At 50.9% G+C, this 17,004-nt stretch carries 15 protein-coding genes and 4 tRNA genes; 5 read left to right on the top strand and 14 right to left on the bottom strand.

All coding sequences use genetic code 11. The annotated features are described in order from the left end of the window. Positions 1 to 13: 13 nt before the first annotated feature. From rplJ to NOR51B_RS07935, 10 genes are all read right to left on the bottom strand, one after another. On the bottom strand, positions 14 to 544 hold the full coding sequence (gene rplJ / locus NOR51B_RS07980; RefSeq protein WP_009021287.1) for a 50S ribosomal protein L10: 531 nt from the start codon (positions 542 to 544) through the stop codon (positions 14 to 16). 267 nt (positions 545 to 811) lie between these two features. Beyond that, entirely contained in the window at positions 812 to 1,507 is a 696-nt protein-coding gene (gene rplA, locus NOR51B_RS07975; RefSeq protein ID WP_009021701.1) for a 50S ribosomal protein L1, read from the bottom strand. After that, positions 1,507 to 1,941, bottom strand: a complete 435-nt coding sequence (gene rplK, locus NOR51B_RS07970; RefSeq protein ID WP_009021171.1) for a 50S ribosomal protein L11 — start codon at positions 1,939 to 1,941, stop codon at positions 1,507 to 1,509. The genes rplA and rplK overlap by 1 nt, the downstream gene beginning before the upstream one ends. 114 nt (positions 1,942 to 2,055) lie before the next feature. Next, on the bottom strand, positions 2,056 to 2,589 hold the full coding sequence (gene nusG / locus NOR51B_RS07965) for a transcription termination/antitermination protein NusG (protein WP_009019545.1): 534 nt from the start codon (positions 2,587 to 2,589) through the stop codon (positions 2,056 to 2,058). 11 nt (positions 2,590 to 2,600) lie between these two features. Then, positions 2,601 to 2,963 (bottom strand): preprotein translocase subunit SecE, encoded by a 363-nt coding sequence (gene secE / locus NOR51B_RS07960; protein ID WP_040482463.1) that lies wholly within the window; start codon positions 2,961 to 2,963, stop codon positions 2,601 to 2,603. Positions 2,964 to 3,026: 63 nt separating this feature from the next. Continuing rightward, positions 3,027 to 3,102 (bottom strand) — tRNA-Trp (locus tag NOR51B_RS07955). Positions 3,103 to 3,222: 120 nt separating this feature from the next. Then, entirely contained in the window at positions 3,223 to 4,446 is a 1,224-nt protein-coding gene (tuf, locus tag NOR51B_RS07950; protein WP_009019177.1) for an elongation factor Tu, read from the bottom strand. A 118-nt stretch (positions 4,447 to 4,564) separates the two neighbouring features. Further along, positions 4,565 to 4,640 (bottom strand) — tRNA-Thr (locus tag NOR51B_RS07945). Between the two features lie 22 nt (positions 4,641 to 4,662). Continuing rightward, positions 4,663 to 4,736 (bottom strand) — tRNA-Gly (locus NOR51B_RS07940). 82 nt (positions 4,737 to 4,818) lie between these two features. After that, positions 4,819 to 4,902 (bottom strand) — tRNA-Tyr (locus tag NOR51B_RS07935). Positions 4,903 to 5,191: 289 nt separating this feature from the next. Here NOR51B_RS07935 and NOR51B_RS07925 point away from each other — a divergent pair. The 3 genes from NOR51B_RS07925 to NOR51B_RS07915 all read left to right on the top strand — a co-directional run bounded on the left by NOR51B_RS07925 (position 5,192) and on the right by NOR51B_RS07915 (position 8,623). Then, positions 5,192 to 5,668 (top strand): nuclear transport factor 2 family protein, encoded by a 477-nt coding sequence (locus tag NOR51B_RS07925; protein ID WP_009019453.1) that lies wholly within the window; start codon positions 5,192 to 5,194, stop codon positions 5,666 to 5,668. Between the two features lie 458 nt (positions 5,669 to 6,126). Then, complete coding sequence (locus NOR51B_RS07920) at positions 6,127 to 7,572, top strand: site-specific integrase (protein ID WP_040481933.1); 1,446 nt, start codon at positions 6,127 to 6,129, stop codon at positions 7,570 to 7,572. A 352-nt stretch (positions 7,573 to 7,924) separates the two neighbouring features. Next, positions 7,925 to 8,623 carry a hypothetical protein gene (locus NOR51B_RS07915; protein ID WP_009019111.1) on the top strand — a complete coding sequence of 233 codons (699 nt, stop codon included), beginning with the start codon at positions 7,925 to 7,927 and terminating at the stop codon, positions 8,621 to 8,623. Between the two features lie 46 nt (positions 8,624 to 8,669). Here the strand turns inward: NOR51B_RS07915 and NOR51B_RS07910 are convergent, their stop codons facing one another. Next, a complete protein-coding gene (locus tag NOR51B_RS07910) occupies positions 8,670 to 9,806 on the bottom strand; it encodes a hypothetical protein (protein WP_154647644.1) in 1,137 nt (378 codons plus the stop codon). A gap of 665 nt (positions 9,807 to 10,471) precedes the next feature. Here NOR51B_RS07910 and NOR51B_RS07905 point away from each other — a divergent pair. Next, on the top strand, positions 10,472 to 11,413 hold the full coding sequence (locus NOR51B_RS07905; RefSeq protein WP_009021326.1) for a DNA-processing protein DprA: 942 nt from the start codon (positions 10,472 to 10,474) through the stop codon (positions 11,411 to 11,413). A 33-nt stretch (positions 11,414 to 11,446) separates the two neighbouring features. Then, positions 11,447 to 12,709 carry an HAD family hydrolase gene (locus tag NOR51B_RS07900; RefSeq protein WP_009019841.1) on the top strand — a complete coding sequence of 421 codons (1,263 nt, stop codon included), beginning with the start codon at positions 11,447 to 11,449 and terminating at the stop codon, positions 12,707 to 12,709. Between the two features lie 813 nt (positions 12,710 to 13,522). Here the strand turns inward: NOR51B_RS07900 and NOR51B_RS07890 are convergent. The 3 genes from NOR51B_RS07890 to NOR51B_RS07880 all read right to left on the bottom strand — a co-directional run bounded on the left by NOR51B_RS07890 (position 13,523) and on the right by NOR51B_RS07880 (position 16,928). Next, entirely contained in the window at positions 13,523 to 14,857 is a 1,335-nt protein-coding gene (locus NOR51B_RS07890; protein ID WP_009020781.1) for a hypothetical protein, read from the bottom strand. Between the two features lie 241 nt (positions 14,858 to 15,098). Then, positions 15,099 to 15,770, bottom strand: coding sequence for a hypothetical protein (locus NOR51B_RS07885; protein WP_230198428.1), 672 nt, complete (start codon positions 15,768 to 15,770; stop codon positions 15,099 to 15,101). A 636-nt stretch (positions 15,771 to 16,406) separates the two neighbouring features. Next, positions 16,407 to 16,928: a hypothetical protein gene (locus tag NOR51B_RS07880; RefSeq protein WP_050759437.1), complete on the bottom strand. Its 522-nt coding sequence runs from the start codon at positions 16,926 to 16,928 to the stop codon at positions 16,407 to 16,409. Positions 16,929 to 17,004 lie beyond the last annotated feature (76 nt).

Genomic DNA, 17,004 nt, shown 5'->3' with positions numbered 1-17,004 from the left:
AACAAACGCCCTATCAGGCCGCCTGCTCCTTTTGATCGCGAACTGCCGCCAGCGTACGAACCAGCTTGCTCGGTACCGCATGCATGGTCTGTACCAGCTTCGTGGTGGGCGCTTGCATCACGCTCATCAATATCGACAACGCTTCATCGCGCGTCGGAAGCTTGGCCAGTCGATCCAGTTGGTCGGCGCCCAAAAGCTCGCCGCTAACCGAAAGTGCCTTCACCTCGAAGTGTTCATTCTCCTTGGCGAAATCCTTGAACAGTCGTGCTGCTGCGCCTGGATCTTCCATTGAAAATCCAAACAGGGACGGACCAGCCAATGTGTCGTTGACACATTCATAGTCCGTTCCTTCCAGCGCTCGCTTGGCCAGGGTGTTACGGACGACCCGCAACATGACCTGGTTATCGCGTGCTGACTGACGCAAGGCCGTCATGCTGCTCACGGTTACGCCACGTGCATCGGCGACCACGAGCGACAGTGCACTCGCCGCAGTCTCATTGACCTCGGCGACAATCGCTTTCTTTTCCTTGAGTCCAATAGCCACTGGTAAACTCCTGGAGTTGCATTTAGGCCGGCTCACGCCGACCACCCTTTGGTGAAACACTGCTCACCATCTGCGTAGGCACCACTCATGGGCATTAAGTCCGAAAATCGGACACCTACGGTCTTTGACAGTCTTCAGCGTTCGGACCAGGGAATCCCCATGCCTTTATCCAAAGACTTCAAAGTGAAGAGCCGGCGCTGGACGCCAACTCCTCCCCGCCCCGCACCGAGGTGCCAGGACACCGCCGAAAATCGGCGGCTACGGCACTCAGATATCGAGTGCCGCGTGATCGATTACCACGCCCGGACCCATTGTCGTAGACAGGGTCACGCGCTGGAGATAAACACCCTTCGACGCCGCAGGCTTTGCCTTCTTAAGGTCTGCGAGGACCGCCACCAGATTGCCCTTAATGGCCTCTGGCTCGAAGTCGACCTTGCCAATACCGCCGTGGACAATGCCGTTTTTATCGGTACGGAAGCGCATCTGACCGGCCTTGGCATTTTTGACAGCACCCTCGACATCCGGGGTTACCGTTCCCGTCTTGGGGTTCGGCATCAAACCGCGCGGGCCAAGAATCTGCCCCAACTGGCCGACAACACGCATGGCATCCGGTGATGCCACAACCACATCAAAATCCATCATGCCGCCCTTGATCTGCTCGGCGAGGTCTTCCATACCGACCAGATCGGCGCCTGCTGCCGTCGCCTTTTCCGCATTTTCGCCCTGGGTAAATACCGCAACGCGGACGACGCTACCGGTGCCGTGGGGCAATGTGGTCGCGCCGCGAACGCCCTGGTCCGATTTTCGCGCGTCAATGCCAAGGTTCACAGCAACCTCAACCGTCTCGTTGAACTTCACCGTGCCGAATTCCTTGAGCAGAGCGATCGCCTCATCGAGCGCATAGCTGTTGTTGGGGTCAATCTTTTCCCGGAAAGCGCGTACTCGCTTTGATAACTTGGCCATCAGTTAACCCCTTCTGTATCAATACCCGCTGAACGCGCGCTACCCGCGATGGTGCGTACCGCCGCGTCCATATCAGCTGCTGTAAGGTCTGGCCACTTCTGGGTAGCGACCTCTTCGAGCTGGGCGCGGGTTACTTTTGCTACTTTATTCGTATTGGGCTCGCCGGATCCTTTCTTGATCCCCGCGACCTTACGCAACAACACCGATGCCGGCGGCGTCTTTTTGATGAACGTAAAAGACTTGTCGCTGTAGACGGTAATCACCACGGGCGTGGGAAGACCGGGCTCCATACCCTGCGTCTCGGCATTAAACGCCTTGCAGAACTCCATGATGTTGACACCGTGCTGGCCCAAGGCTGGACCTACCGGAGGACTGGGGTTAGCCTGTCCCGCCGGAATCTGCAGCTTGATATAGCCGTCGATTTTCTTTGCCATTTGACTTTACTCCTGGGTTCAAACGCCGTCGCGGTGACTAACACCCTCGGGCTCCCCACCGTGGCCGCCTAAGCGGCCGTTGCAATCAAAGGCGCTCGAAAGCGCCCTTCCCAATCAGGCCTTTTCGACCTGACCAAACTCCAATTCGACCGGTGTTGACCGGCCAAAGATCAATACCGCCACATTCAGGCGGCTCTTTTCGTAATTCACATCTTCCACAACGCCATTAAAGTCGTTGAAGGGACCGTCGATAACCCGAACCATTTCGCCGGGCTCGAAAACGGTCTTGGGTCGAGGTGCATCAACGCCAGCCTCTACCCGCTGCAGAATGGCCTGAGCTTCTTTTTCAGTAATGGGCGCCGGCTGATCCGCCGTGCCGCCAATGAAACCAAGTACACGCGGGGTTTCCTTGACGAGGTGCCAGGTCTCTTCATCGAGCTCCATCTGGACCAGCACGTAGCCCGGGAAAAACTTACGCTCACTCTTGCGCTTCTGGCCGCCCTTCATCTCCACGACCTCTTCCGTGGGGACAATGATTTCGCCAAAGCGATCCTGCATCCCGTAGCGCTCAATTCGCTCCTTGAGCGCCAGGCAAACCTTCTTCTCGTACTGCGAGAAAGCGTGTACTACATACCATCGTAATGCCATAACGCCTCTCCTTACCCAATAAACATCGATGCCACCCAACCCAACAGGCTATCGAGAGCCCACAGAATCAGTGCCATCACTATGACGAACACGACCACGATTAACGTGGTCTGGGTGGTCTCTTGCCGTGTCGGCCAGACCACCTTGCGAATTTCGGTACGCGCCCCTTTTACCAGCGACCAGAACGCACCGCCTTTTACGGTTGTGGATGCAACCCAACCCGCAGCAATCGCCATGACGACCATCGCCAGCACGCGGTATAGCAGCGACTGATCGGCGTAGTAACTGTTGCCGACCACCGCGGTCGCCACCAGCGCCACCACCAGCAGCCACTTCAGCGGATCCAGTCGACTTGTTGCCGCTGTTTCGCTCATTTCAATTACCCACTCCAGAGACGGGTTCACCGCCTCGGCTATCTCCGCCACCCCGACTAAGGGTGGCAGGCCAGGAGGGAATCGAACCCCCAACCTGCGGATTTGGAATCCGCTGCTCTGCCAATTGAGCTACTGGCCTACAACTCGGTTTAACTGCCTTTTCGTGGCCCCGACTAGAGACGACGAAGCCGAACTGCCCACGGCGGTTCGGCTCGGCACTCGATGCACCTCCTCACACGAGGTGCAGTGATTACTAGGATCAGTCGAGAATCTTGGCGACAACGCCCGCGCCAACGGTGCGGCCACCCTCTCGGATCGCGAAACGAAGACCTTCTTCCATCGCAATCGGGGCAATCAACGTCGCCACAATGTTCACGTTGTCACCCGGCATCACCATCTCAACACCTTCAGGCAACTCAACCGCACCCGTTACGTCCGTCGTACGGAAGTAAAACTGCGGACGATAGCCCTTGAAGAACGGCGTATGACGGCCACCTTCATCCTTCGACAGTACATAAACCTCCGCCTCGAACTTGGTGTGCGGGTTTACAGAACCGGGAACAGCCAGAACCTGACCACGCTCAACGTCATCGCGCTTGGTTCCGCGAAGCAGTACGCCAACGTTCTCGCCCGCCCGGCCTTCGTCAAGCAGCTTGCGGAACATCTCAACACCCGTACAGGTCGTCTTCTGCGTGTCACGAATACCGACAATCTCGATCTCGTCACCCACTTTGACAATACCGCGCTCAACACGACCGGTAACCACCGTACCGCGACCCGAAATAGAGAATACGTCCTCTACCGGCATCAGGAACGGCTGGTCAATCGCACGCTCGGGCTCAGGAATGAACGAATCCAGTGCTTCAACGAGGTTCTTGACGGCAGTGGTGCCCAGCTCGTTGTCGTCTTCGCCGTTCAACGCCATCAGCGCTGAACCACAGATGATCGGGGTATCGTCACCCGGGAACTCGTAAGCGTCGAGCAGCTCGCGCAGCTCCATCTCAACCAGCTCTTTCATCTCTTCGAATTCTTCGGAGTCAACACCACCGCAATCTTCCGCCAGAAGGTCAGCCTTGTTCAGGAATACCACGATGTAGGGAACACCGACCTGACGTGACAGCAGAATGTGCTCACGGGTCTGGGGCATAGGACCGTCGGTCGCGCCACACACCAGGATAGCGCCGTCCATCTGCGCCGCACCCGTGATCATGTTCTTCACGTAGTCCGCGTGTCCGGGGCAATCAACGTGCGCGTAGTGACGGTCTGTTGACTCGTACTCCACGTGCGACGTCGCAATCGTAATACCGCGCTCGCGCTCTTCGGGGGCATTGTCGATACCGTCAAACGCGACCGCCTCTCCACCAAACACTTCCGCACATACCCGCGTCAGCGCCGCCGTCAACGTTGTCTTGCCGTGGTCTACGTGACCAATCGTACCCACGTTGACGTGGGGCTTCGAACGCTCAAAATTCTTCTTTGACATGGCGACACTCTCTCCTGAGTCGGTCTTGGGCGTTTGACACCCTGTTTTCAATAACCAATCGGGCCTCGCCCGATCGCTTTAATTTTTACGGCAATCCACTTTGAGGAAGTGCCTGATTTGGAGCTCATAACCGGATTTGAACCGGTGACCTCTTCCTTACCAAGGAAGTGCTCTACCTACTGAGCTATATGAGCACATCTGTTACGGTGCTGACGTTGGAGCGGGTAGCGGGAATCGAACCCGCATCATCAGCTTGGAAGGCTGAGGTTCTACCGTTGAACTATACCCGCGACTACGACACCGCCGGGACCCACTCGACCTACGCCGAGCTCATGGACAGACTACGTAACTTACTGTCCTGCTTACCTTTTTTGGTGGAGGGGGGTGGATTCGAACCACCGAAGCTCGCGCGTCAGATTTACAGTCTGATCCCTTTGGCCACTCGGGAACCCCTCCAAGAGGGCGCACATTCTCGTGATGTCAACTCACGATGTCAACTGCTTTATGATTGAAAAGTGCCATATTTGCGTACATCTTCGGCGATGCCGGACGCTTTGGCGTGCATATACCCCAGGTACCGCTCGTGGCTGAATCGGTAATTTTTGGCTGTCGGCTACCGAGCGAGGTGGAAGTTTTCATATTAATGCAGCTCGGCCCGGGGTTCGCCCGTCAGCGTCAAACTGTTGTTTAATGCAGACGACTTATATCGCCACTGGCAGGGCTTCGCTCCCTGGAGATACTCACTATGGCAGCACCGTTTCGTGATGAAGAAATTGCAAGACTGAGAACACTGCTTGAGGTGGAGGCAATCCGCCAACTGCGGATCGACTATTCCCTCGCAATGGACTCAAGGGACATTGACAGGCTGATCACGCTGTTTGCCGACGACGCTGTCTGCGAATATGGCCCCTACGGCTCGTGGGAAGGCAAGCAGGTCATTTTCGACAACTATAAGGCCACGTTTTCCGGCGACCTTGCAGCGCCGTTTACTTCGCTGCATATCAATACCAACCACCATGTCGAGCTACTTTCGGATACCGCTGCCAGAGGGCAGTGCTATCTGACCGACATCGTCACTCACGTCAAGGCGGACGAGAATCCCATACTATGGTTCGCGCTGTATGACGAGGAATATCGCAAAGAAGAGGGTCGTTGGAAATTTGTCCGCACCAGCTTGCAATTCTTCTGGCCAGAGCGCCATGCCCAACCCCCCTATGCTTAGGCATCCAGAAAGAGCTGGAGATTACCCTCCGGACCGGAAGCGGTCCGATAGTGGCTGATCGCTGCACTACCTAAAAACGCAGTTCCGAGAATAGCCACCTCCACCTACTTGGATTTCGTGGGGCGCGCACCAACCCGTTGCCGGGAAACGGTGGCACCATTCACTGTCACGTGATCGAACAACCCGCCACCCCCCTGGGTTCAGCATTGGATTCATACCAAAACCGAACCATGGGCAAGCGGCCAGGAGTCGCAGGGATTATTGCCGGAACAGGCTTGAAGCCACGCTTTATAGCCTGGTTATAGTCAGGAATTTACGAGGCCATAAGTGACTGGTAAGCACCAATGAGAAATGGAGCTGGCGAGAGGAATCGAACTTAACCATTAAAGTATTGTTTTTTAAAGACTTTATATGCTTTAATTGGCCTATTATTGCAGGATATGTTGCAGGAATGGCCAATGAAGCTCCCTAGATACGTAAAGCAGACAGGCAAAACCCTCAGATACCAGAAGGACTATCCGAGCCATCTTTACCGCCTATACAACAAGAAAACCTTTACCACTCCGTTAGGTCTTCAGGCCGGTTGCAGCGAAGGCGATCTTCAGAGAGCCCTAGCCCGTGCAAATGATCTCTATGACCTCCACTGTAGGCAGCTAGAGACCTCTGATCCTTCCGCCTTCGATGCTTCAGACATCGACAAACTGGCAACGGAACTTCTTCGGAAACGAGGAGTAAAGCCCGGGCAATTCGCAAGAGTGGCTGACCCAGAGATATCGAAAGAGGAGGAGGCGAATCAAGAGCAGCGGCAACCACACCCTTATGATTATGCGGACGAGATATTCCCTGAGATAAACAATCTGCTACTCAAAGACGATGCGGCAATGACCGTTGAGGAAAAGGCTCTAGAGCATGCTTGGAAGACCGTTCAAGCCGTTGCCTCAAGAAAACCCCGAACACTCCAGACCCTATGGGACGAATATCGGGATGAACGCTCGATCGATATAAGCACTCGAGAAGGCAAAAGGATTCAAGGTTGCTGGGATCGGTTTATAGCCATTACTGGAGACACCTTTGTTGCCGAGCACACCCTCGACCATATCCATGCAGGATTAGATGCATACGCTGCGGAGAAGCTGGAAGAAGGACAAGTATCAAGCAGTATCAGAAGAAACTTGGCGGAGCCCTTAGCAGCATTGAAGCGAGGGTCGAGAAAGTATCGCTTGGGCTGGGTCATTGAGCCCCCAAGCCTCCCGCGTCAGCCAAGGAAGACCAAACCCGTATTGGACCATGAGCAACAAAGAAGCTTGGTGAAAGCCTGTCGGGATTGGGATGACGGTATTAGCGCTTGCATCCTGATCATGCTTCAGGCGGGCGCAATGCCTTCAGAAATCCAGCGCATCGATCCAGAAAAAGATCTTCACCTCAATGCGGCTATCCCGCACATCATTCTCAGAGGAGGAGATGCAGGCCGAACCAAGACCCACTCACGGAAGCGGGTTGTACCTATTGTTTTGGGGGAAGAACTAATTGCGGATCATATAGAGGAAGCTATTGATTGGCTTCGCAAGGTGACCGATTCAACGCCCTCTGCAACCATCAAGAAGCGCCTGAAAGCAGCTCTAGACGTCGATGGCTTTACCGGTCATTGCCTTAGACACACCCTGAGGGCGAACTGTACAGCTGTCAGTGCCAACCTCCTCGCAGTTGCAAGTATTGCGGGCTGGAAAGTCCCCGGAGGTGGAGTTAGCGACATTATGCTGGAGTATGGTGCTGAGGGCCTTAGCAGCTCTGAGGTACTCAAGAATCTCCGGAATGAGTCACTTAAGATCCACAGGCATTTGTTAGTAGATCTAGATGCTGCGTCAAACGTGACACCACTAACTTCGGCAAGCGCACATAAATAGCAGTGGCGGGGAAGCCTGCGGTAGCCACATAACCCATTGTATTTAATGGTTTTTTATGGCCTTTTTCGTCTGCAACCTCTTGCTGGAAGGGCGTTCGTGATATTTATCTCAGTCCTTTTTTTTACAAGCCGATTTAGGGGTGCTTATTCAGCCTTTTAGGGGAAGGACAATCTTGCACTGCGAATGCCTGCGGCAACTCTGCTGATAGTGGCTACTTACTGAGCATTTACGTCCCTGTCGGTAATTTCCCAGCATCCCCAGAAATTTCTGCTACTCAGCCGATTCTTCACTTGTTTATTCAGACTCCATTTGGCAGCATTTACTGCCCATCCACACTAACGTGAGGTCACATATGATCATGAAAGCAACATTAAGGGCGGCCACGGCCGTTATAGCAGCTCTGCTACTCACGAGCGCTGTAGCCGCAAAACCCGATAAGAAGAGCGGCCCTGGCGAGGTGCTTGTAGGTGTAAATGCCAGTGAGTTCGATTCTACTACTGCCTTCGACCCCCCTAATGGTATCTATCCTGTGGGCGGAAGTGGCATTCCTAACGGTGAATTCACGGTCGCTCGCCGGCTTGGGATTGAAATAGGTCTGCGTGCAACTGAGCGCTTTGAAGGCCCATATCCCGCATATCCCAACGAAAACGGGAAGGTGGGAATCTATCAGTCAGTCACCGGCCAGAGCGAATCAGCTACCGGAACCCCAGGTGCTATCTGGAATTATGAATTCCACATAGATCTTCGAGGGGCTCGCGGAGTCGCCAAGGGGACCACTCTTTCAGATTACAACGCGACTATTGATTCAAATTTCTGGGAAGAGCTATCCGAAGCTTCAGGCATACCCTTGCCTTTCAGCCTGAACGTCGATACCCCAGTTAGCAATGGCAATGCCGTTCTCTTCCAGGGCTCACAAAATGCGCTCTTCGGAAACCCCTTTTTCGATGTTAACGAACCTGACACCTACGAAATGACGCTTACTCTGACGCCGGAGACCTTTAACGGGCCACCTCTCAGCGTTTCAATCGAGATAAACGTTATCGACGAATAAGTTTCCAAAGCTATCTCAAGGGGCTCCTCGGAGCCCTTTTTTTTGGTCAAGGCATATCAACTTTCAACCTCGGCTTTGCAACCCCCTTCCCTAGGCTACCCGTCGCGTGATCCAGCCAGAACCTCTCCATAGCGTCCTCCGCCCAGAGAACATCAGACTGCTTAACAGCAATTGCATCGTGGATCGGTAGAACAACGATACCTTTCTTGGCTCCCTCATATATAACATCCAGGAGGATACTGCCTTCTAATGATTGGAGCTTCACCCCTGCATCTGTGAACAACCAACCATCGAGGTCAGGCCAGAGGTCTAATGCCGCATCATGGCAAGCATCGATCTCCTTGTCCTTCAGACGACTCCCATATAGAGCTGAAGAACCCTCCTTTTTAGAAGAAGCACCGAAGGAGACGGTAAAAAACGACTTCACCTTATCCCTAGACAGCCCTGCCATTGAAGCCACATCCGCATAAGGGTCATCCCCGGCGTCAATATCTCCTTCAACGGCTAAAGCAAGACGTAGCTGGCTAGCACTAAAGTCAACCTCAGCTAAGGGGTGACCATCGATCAGCGTATTTATCCTCACCGGGGCCCGACGTGCTGGAATCCCCTGAAACGGCGTGTAGAGCCTTCCAGACCCGAAAGGCGTGGCCCCGTAAATCCTGCGTATGGGCCCCTTACAAGCCCAATCATGATCCACGAGGAAGTCATTAATGAAAGAGAGCTTATCGATGTCATCAGGATGGGAATGAATAGCCCCCTCCCAATCGTTAGACGCACCTCTGGCAATGACGAAAGGGGCCTCGAACGGCTCCTCGGTGTACACGCTGTACGGAAGGATGACTGGAAAGAACTCCTTAGTGGGGAACAAACGAGTAGGACGGCTACCGCCACCACCTGAGCGATCATGAAACCCCTTGCGCACATCGACGAGACCAAGGCGCTCGAAAACCGCCACCAGACGAGAAACCACATCAAAAGACAGGGTGTGGATACGAAGAGCGAAGGAGGCCTTTGGGTTTATAGACGCGCCAGAGGGGGAGTAAAGCGACTTATTAAGGCTGACGTGGAGGAAGCGATTGAACAACGCCGAGCAGGAGAGACACAGCAGAAAGAGTTCGATATGCCTCCGGTACTTGGCCCTATCACGATAAGGGTTCACTTCGAGAAGGACAGCATCAACCAAGGATTCGAACTCTGCTGAGCAGATGGAAGAGGATTTAAGCCCAACAGCCCGAAGCCAAGACGCATCAGAGAAGTCAGGTTGCTGGAAAGGGAGGCCTGACAGGGGTGCGAAAGGGGAGCCGGTTAGATCAACAGAAGGTAACGAGGGTATAAAAGACAAAGGACACCTCAAGTCAGGGCGAAGTAAGTAGGAAGATGGATAAACAGGGGGATAAATTAGCCTAGAAGCTGTAAGTATATAAGTCTGAGGCTCCATACATACGAGATAGGTGATGCATATTCAGACAAGTATTGAGAGATAAAGAAGCCCTTACTAATACCTAATCTTCCCACTGTCGATGACGCAATAAAGCTAATTAATACCTTCACGCAAAACAAATCCAGGCTGCCAACACCTACAGTTGAAAATAAGATAAGGCTCGATGTAATGTGTGCAGCTACTAAGCAACCGCCGCTGCGACACCTAAAAAAAACGGAAACCGCAAGTCAAAAACTGGTTATCGGCTTGCCTTACCCAAACCCGTGATGGCCGATTTGCGAGTGGTTGGGCACGGTTTTGTCCTACAACAGCCGGCTGGTTCAAAAGCGATCAGGAGAAGTGAATCAGAGCTGTTCCCGATGAAGAACGAGACTCCGCTACCTTGATGATACTGGGCATGCCTTTAAGTGCAAAATGACACAGAAGAAATCCGATCGGAGAAACTTGCGCTACTGGCCCTAAGCGAGATAAGGGGCGTTGGCTTCGAAACTATTAAGAAAATTTCTCTAGATCAGATTCCATTTACTACCTTTTTCCAATCCGACGCCGGGCAGCACTATAAGCCGCACATCTCTTCAAACGCCACCTACTCAAAGATCAAAGAATACTTAGCTTCTAGCCGCTCCATCAATGACGCATTAGATCTCGCTAAAAGGAACTTCGATTATCTGCAAAACCGGCAGATATCCATAATCCTGCCAGGCGAAGATAGGTTTCCAAAAAAGCTACATGACCTAAACGATATGCCTCAATGGATCTTCATAGAAGGCGCCTCTGAGGCACTCATAGGATTTTCCGTGACAGCAGTTGGCTCCCGAAAACCATCGGCAGAGGGAAAATGGCTAGCCAACTATTTTGGACTATGTTTGCAAGATCTGAAATTAACGACGATAAGTGGACTCGCAGAAGGTATTGATCAAATCGTCCATCGGGCGAGCATCTCAGCACATCTTCCAACAGTTGCAGTCTTAGGCACTGGAATACTTTCCGATTATCCAAAAGGTTCGCAGGAGCTGAGAGGCCGCATCTTGGAGAACGGCGGCGCCTTAGTAACCGAATATCTTCCTCGCGATACTTTCAGTGCAAAAAACTTTGTAAGGCGAAATCGGCTGCAAGCAGCACTCGGCGACATAATTTTTCCGATTGAGTGGCAGATAAAAAGTGGAACAGCACACACTGTCAAATTCGCAAGGGAAATGCATCGGCCAATGATCTTCTGCAGAACTCCCACGCAGAAAGACTTTAGCTGGATCCCTACGGAATATAGTCGAAAGTCAGATTTTTTCATTTTGCCAGCAGAACACACCCAATTTATTACGGCACTGATTCCTAAGCCAGTTGATAGCTAATCGTCATTTAATCTTTAGATTTGGAGAGATAAGTTGCAGAAATTAAAGGGGGTAATATTCTCTCTGCGCGGCGTCTTGGTTCGCGAAGGCACCGTAGATCCTGATCTTCTGGATCAATCCATCAAGCTATTGCGCTTTTTGCTGTCTCAAAGTGTTCAGCCGGTTCTCGTCACAAATTCTTCTTGGGTCATCACTCAGAGCGACGACACAAAAACAGCATTTCATGGGTTTTTATCGGAAATCCTTGGACAAGATATTCCTTACTACCAAGGAGGCCGCGAAATTGAACCCAAGCAAACCAAAAATGCAATGGGTCATATTTTAAAAGAACAAGGGTGGAAAAAATCAGAGGTATTTTACATAGGCAGTACACCCGAAGACGTTCAGGCGGCCAGTAATGGAGGCTTTCCCCTTCTAAATGCGAAATGGCATGGCGATTATTCCCATTACGGTTTTGAATTCTCCTCACCAAAAGAGGTCGCCAGCTTCATAGATTGCTGCTGCCTCACACCAGGAGAATGGTTCTGGGGGATAGAGGATAACGGCCTGCGAATGTACTCGATAGCCCCCCTCGCAGAACACTCAAAAGCTTACCCCCAAGGGGTGATTTATTCTGCGGACGCCAAGCAGGCAGTTAAATCTAATGGCGGTAATCTCCGCTTTTGGGGACTGTTGATGGCAGCACGATTGCACCTGTCAGGAATTGGAGTTGATCTAGACTATGTGGCTCCCTACCCGGGACACAGCACAACTTCAGAGAAGTCTGCGCTTATGGACATGATTGCAATAGTGTCCGGGTCACTCAGAGCAAAATACCTTGTAGATTTCATCGAGAGGCATACTGACGCGCCTAAGTCGCAAACACTACGAAATGGCGGAAATACAAAGCCAGACATCAATAACCAACTCAATACCATCAAGCTCAATCCGCACCCGACAAGAACCGGGCCAAAGAAACAGAAATATAAAAATCCACCGTCACTAACAGGCCGAACGGTGCTGGTCATTGACGACATATGTACGGAGGGCTTTTCTTTGGAGGCTGCTCGCGCGTTCTTTGAAGCCGCCGGAGCAAATGTAATACTGCTCTCTTGGCTAAAAACCCCTGGGAATAATGACTATCGAGCGATTACCGATCTAAACGTCCCCATAGAAAACCCTTTCGAGACTTATACCTCAAAGGGATCTAGAGAACGAATTTACCCAAACTCCCAGAAGGTCCTGAACTCAGATGCACATAATCAGATTGCTGAAGCCTATACCAAATACTCCGACTGGGAATGGCCATCCGGTTAGCTGCCATCACTCTAGTGATACGATCAACGTCCTTCATGCGTCACCCAATATTCTCAAAGGATGATTTCGGATTTATTTTTTGCAACGACTTTGATCGAATCAGCTTCTCTTCCTTATTCCATATCGCACGCTGAATCCAAATTGCAGCAACACACGAAAATACAGAATAAGCGGGCCCATCAATTGTAAAAAGGACCAGCCTTAAGTAGAGGTGTCTTAGTCAAGCTGCAGCATCGCATCCATAGCGATAGCGATAGCGATAGCGCAGAATAGCGAAGGAGTACAACTCACTAATTACGGCTTAACTTGAAATAATGACTTGCGAAGATCGGTATTCGCTGCTCGATGTCTATCTATTCGCTTATCTAGCTTGCTCTTCCTATCAGGATCCATCAAAGCATCGCATAAACAATCGAAGTGTCGGCGGAACTTCTCTTCCTCTGCTTTGGCCTTTCGTAGACTAGAGGAAAGCTTTTCCTTTGATACATATGTAAGATAGAGAGTCAGCAATGCCATAATGAATGCAGACAGGGGCAATAACTTAGCTAGAGACATTTCTGCTCCTCTAATCAGCCGTGGTTTCACCAACGAATAGTATCAATAAGGAATCACAAATAGACGTTTTGAACCGCTCCGATTCTACGATCCATGGATCAAAAAACAGGACTTGATACTTCAAAACGACACAAGCCAGACTAACAGGCGCCTCCGACCAAATCTTCTAAACAGCCACCACATTGGCTTTGTAACAATAAGTTGCGGAAGTGCGTCTAGAAGCCGAGTGAGTGCTAGCTCAGTAAGATCTGCTTTCGATTACTCAGAAGATGCTATGCCGAATAATCTAGCAGCATCATTGCCAGTAATCACCCACCCATCATCCGCACTACAATACCAAAGGGTCCGATCCAAGAGACGGTCGCCCTCCTCTGGGGTAGTCATATCTCGATAATATTGGCCTAGCTCATTAAGCGCATCCTTACCTACTTTACAATCCGGATCTATTTTTCCGTACTCATTTTTCCTATCAAAATATGGTGCATGGAATAGCAGAGAAGCATTGTCTTCCAAGCTCCTTTCCAAACCGCCTAAAAAAGCCACTGCACAAGATGAAGCACACACCTTCCCGTTTTCGACTAATGTGTGGGCTCGAAACCTTCTGAGCGAATGGCCTAGCGCATAACCATGGTCGAGCAAGCCACCGCCAGAATGAAGCTTCACTTTCACTGGCAAGATGGTCTTTCCGCCAGAATCCTTACATGGCCGCATCTCTTCCAAAAGCTGGCTCATTGCAAAACTGCTGTCAGGACCGATAACCCCCTCCAGGAGAATTGTATGATCAGCACCCTCAGAGCAGGTCTCATTACCTAGATAAGTAACAGTGGTAATTCTCAACCGATCTATGTTGAACTGCCTTTGTCTGGTTAGTGCAGCCAGTCGCGCTCTTTTATCCTCTAACTCGTCCGCAAGCCTTTCGGCCTCCCGCAATTTCTCCTCTTCGAGCCTTTCGGCCTCCCGCAATTTCTCCTCTTTTAACTTAGCCATACTTATCGTTTCACAATAGCGATAGGGCTCCAAACCTAACGCACCAATCTGTGTTAGAACATCGGAGTTCATTCGTTTTGCTGACTCAATTTCGTCAAAAGTCCAATCCGACTCAGGGACTCGATAGCTTTCACACAATTCCTGCGCGGCGACTGAAATCGCCCTCTCACATGAGGCAGGTGATAACTGCCGCTTCTGCATCTGGCTGTCTAATATTTTCTTTTCCTCTGAACCGAACTTATCCTCACGAGCGAGCATTTGTCGCGCGGCACACAAATAACTGTCAGATAGCTGCGAGAGGCTCTGATTTTTATCGTGTGTTTTTAAAGCGTAAGCAAAGTCAACCACGCGACGAACTCCCGGATCTACACAATATCTTCGAGGCACACCTCTGCTATCCAACTCTTCCCATATTTGACTCCAATCCCATGTATCCCATGTATCCAAAAGATCGCACAGCGCTCCTAGCTTTAACTCACCTAAACGCTGCGCTTCCATACCGTATGGGGAGATCTTCGCCGGCGTATCGGAACAACCGATCAAGGCCGTACTAAAAAAGACCAAATAGACATACAACCTAAGTGTATAAGCAGCTTTATTTTTCAAATCACTTTAACTCCCAACAGCCAGATCGCATTCGAAGACCTGTAGTTGTGACCTGCTTTTCCTCTAACTCTAGCAATCCAACGCTATAGCGATGTGCAAATGCTTTCGCACCGTATGAGAGGAAACTGGCACTTAGAAATCAGGCTGAGCAGCTTGTATCGAGTTAGATTCACTCATGCATTTTTATCATGTTTCTTGTGCGGATATCCAACACCTCTCCGTTAATCTGGAGAAAAGGTCGTTATCCAGATCGCGACTCATGTTTAGACTCGCGTTTTTCGCTCAGGCATAGCGCCGTAGCCAGCTCCCTAGCGCCTTCAAAACCCTCTAATGAGTGATAGTCGTAAAGGATATCCAGTTGTTTCGCGAGGGGCCCAGCCGCCTCCACTTGAACGGTGACCACCTCACCATCAGAAAGAGCTGATATTAACGACGGGCTGGCCTCATCGTTTGTCATTAATATGATCTTCATGAAGCCTAATGATTCCACGGCTACCACGGAGAGATCTGCGTTGAATTCGGCTTCCTGACCTTCCCCAGATACCGTGAGGGACACACTGACCTCCTCACCCCTAAACTGGGAAACAGTCGACTCGGATGAGCTGATAGAGACCCAAATGATGTCTAATTCACAGCTTTCCCCTGATTTGAAGAAGCCGAACTCATGACCGAAGACTACTGAGCCGTGGGCGTAGTAGAAGTGCTTTCCCATCCGAGCTTCGTGCCGCCAGCTACGGTCATCGCCTTCCTGAGCGGAGGTCACTCCAACCATCCCAAGAGCGAAAACCACATACCAAATCCACTTTGGTAATGAACATCTTAAAAACTTTTTCAGATTTGTATTCATTATCAAACAAAGCAACATTTTCTGGGTGCCGTGAAGTAGATCGGGGTTCACCACTATCAGTAACAACGAAAATCACATACAAGTTCCAGAGATGCTGTAACCACTCTTAACGCATTTCTTTCCCGGGCCACAGTCAACATCAAAGGAGCACGTATCGCCATAGGTCCCGTCCTCATCCTTATTCAGTCCTCTTGCGTCCCCCCGAGACCCTGACCCGTAAGATCCTTTGTTAAGGTCCAAGGGGTCATAGACGGGATTTCTATCGTTCGCATTCCCGGGGTTTAATCCGCCAACGCAAACGCCACTCATATCATAGCTTCCTTTTTTGCATGAGCTGCCCACAGCGCAATCGGTATCAAATTGACAGGCATGGGTAAATTGAGCAGCTAGGATAAGAGCCGCTGTCAGTCCAAACTGGAAAACTTTTAAATGCTTCAATGGATTTCACCTGCTTGAGTTTACGGCTGATCAAGCATCATTACAGAGATAGGTAATGCTAAAAAAGGGGGGAGATCTTGAACCTTGGGCAATTTCTCACAACCCTCGGAAAAACACCAAACTTCCAAGCATTACTCGATGGGCGTCGCAGGGATATTGATTGGCTGTATGAACAGATGGCGGAAAGCGAAAGGAAGATCACGGGTACAAGTGGGTTGGCTAAGTTGAAGGTGGATATGCCCCAAGTTAGCGAGCGCAAACCCACTATTTGTTGTTTCCACCCTGCTTACCAAACATCGGTTTTAATGCCGTCGAAATTGAATCCTCAACAAGTTGCAACACCGAAGGATCGAGATCGCCATAATCGAAAATATCTAATGAGAGATCACCCTCAAACCAGTGATTCAAATGTAGAGCGTAGGTGCTCTTCGGACCGAAACCAAAATGCTGCTTCAATCTGTTTCTAATACCCGTAGTGGAGGATCCCACATAAAGAGCCTTAGACACATATGCGTTTAACTTCGGGCAAGCTCTTTCCTTGGTATCTTTATAGGCTGAAAACGCTTTACTGATGGAGGCCGAAGCATTTTCAACGTTGAATATGTAGATAGATCGATGAAACTCTTTCGTGAATGCCAGACTCTCTTGCAAAGCCGCCCAACTTACAACAGGAAATTCAATAGCTACCGATTCATGGGACAAAAAATGCGCATTTCGTGCGATGTCAATGCAAGCCTGCAAGTCATCTAGATAACTAGACTGTTTAGAAATAGCGTCAATATTCAATTTTACTATTTTATCCTCGCCGTTTTCGCTTCAGGTTTGGCGCGAGCATAGCGATGCTGGCCTTATCATGCTGTTC

Origin of the sequence: Luminiphilus syltensis NOR5-1B, assembly GCF_000158175.1 — a bacterium.
In the GTDB taxonomy this organism is placed as follows: domain Bacteria; phylum Pseudomonadota; class Gammaproteobacteria; order Pseudomonadales; family Halieaceae; genus Luminiphilus; species Luminiphilus syltensis.
The sequence above is the reverse complement of the archived record's forward strand: the minus strand, read 5'-3'. Positions and strand labels throughout refer to the sequence as shown.

Bases quoted from the DNA above. Each gene is read 5' to 3' on its own strand.
- NOR51B_RS07920 (WP_040481933.1), top strand. From the start codon at position 6,127: ATGAAGCTCCCTAGATACGTAAAGCAGACAGGCAAAACCCTCAGATAC.
- tuf (WP_009019177.1), bottom strand. From the start codon at position 4,446: ATGTCAAAGAAGAATTTTGAGCGTTCGAAGCCCCACGTCAACGTGGGT.
- NOR51B_RS07915 (WP_009019111.1), top strand. From the start codon at position 7,925: ATGATCATGAAAGCAACATTAAGGGCGGCCACGGCCGTTATAGCAGCT.
- NOR51B_RS07925 (WP_009019453.1), top strand. From the start codon at position 5,192: ATGGCAGCACCGTTTCGTGATGAAGAAATTGCAAGACTGAGAACACTG.
- nusG (WP_009019545.1), bottom strand. From the start codon at position 2,589: ATGGCATTACGATGGTATGTAGTACACGCTTTCTCGCAGTACGAGAAG.
- secE (WP_040482463.1), bottom strand. From the start codon at position 2,963: ATGAGCGAAACAGCGGCAACAAGTCGACTGGATCCGCTGAAGTGGCTG.
- rplA (WP_009021701.1), bottom strand. From the start codon at position 1,507: ATGGCCAAGTTATCAAAGCGAGTACGCGCTTTCCGGGAAAAGATTGAC.
- rplK (WP_009021171.1), bottom strand. From the start codon at position 1,941: ATGGCAAAGAAAATCGACGGCTATATCAAGCTGCAGATTCCGGCGGGA.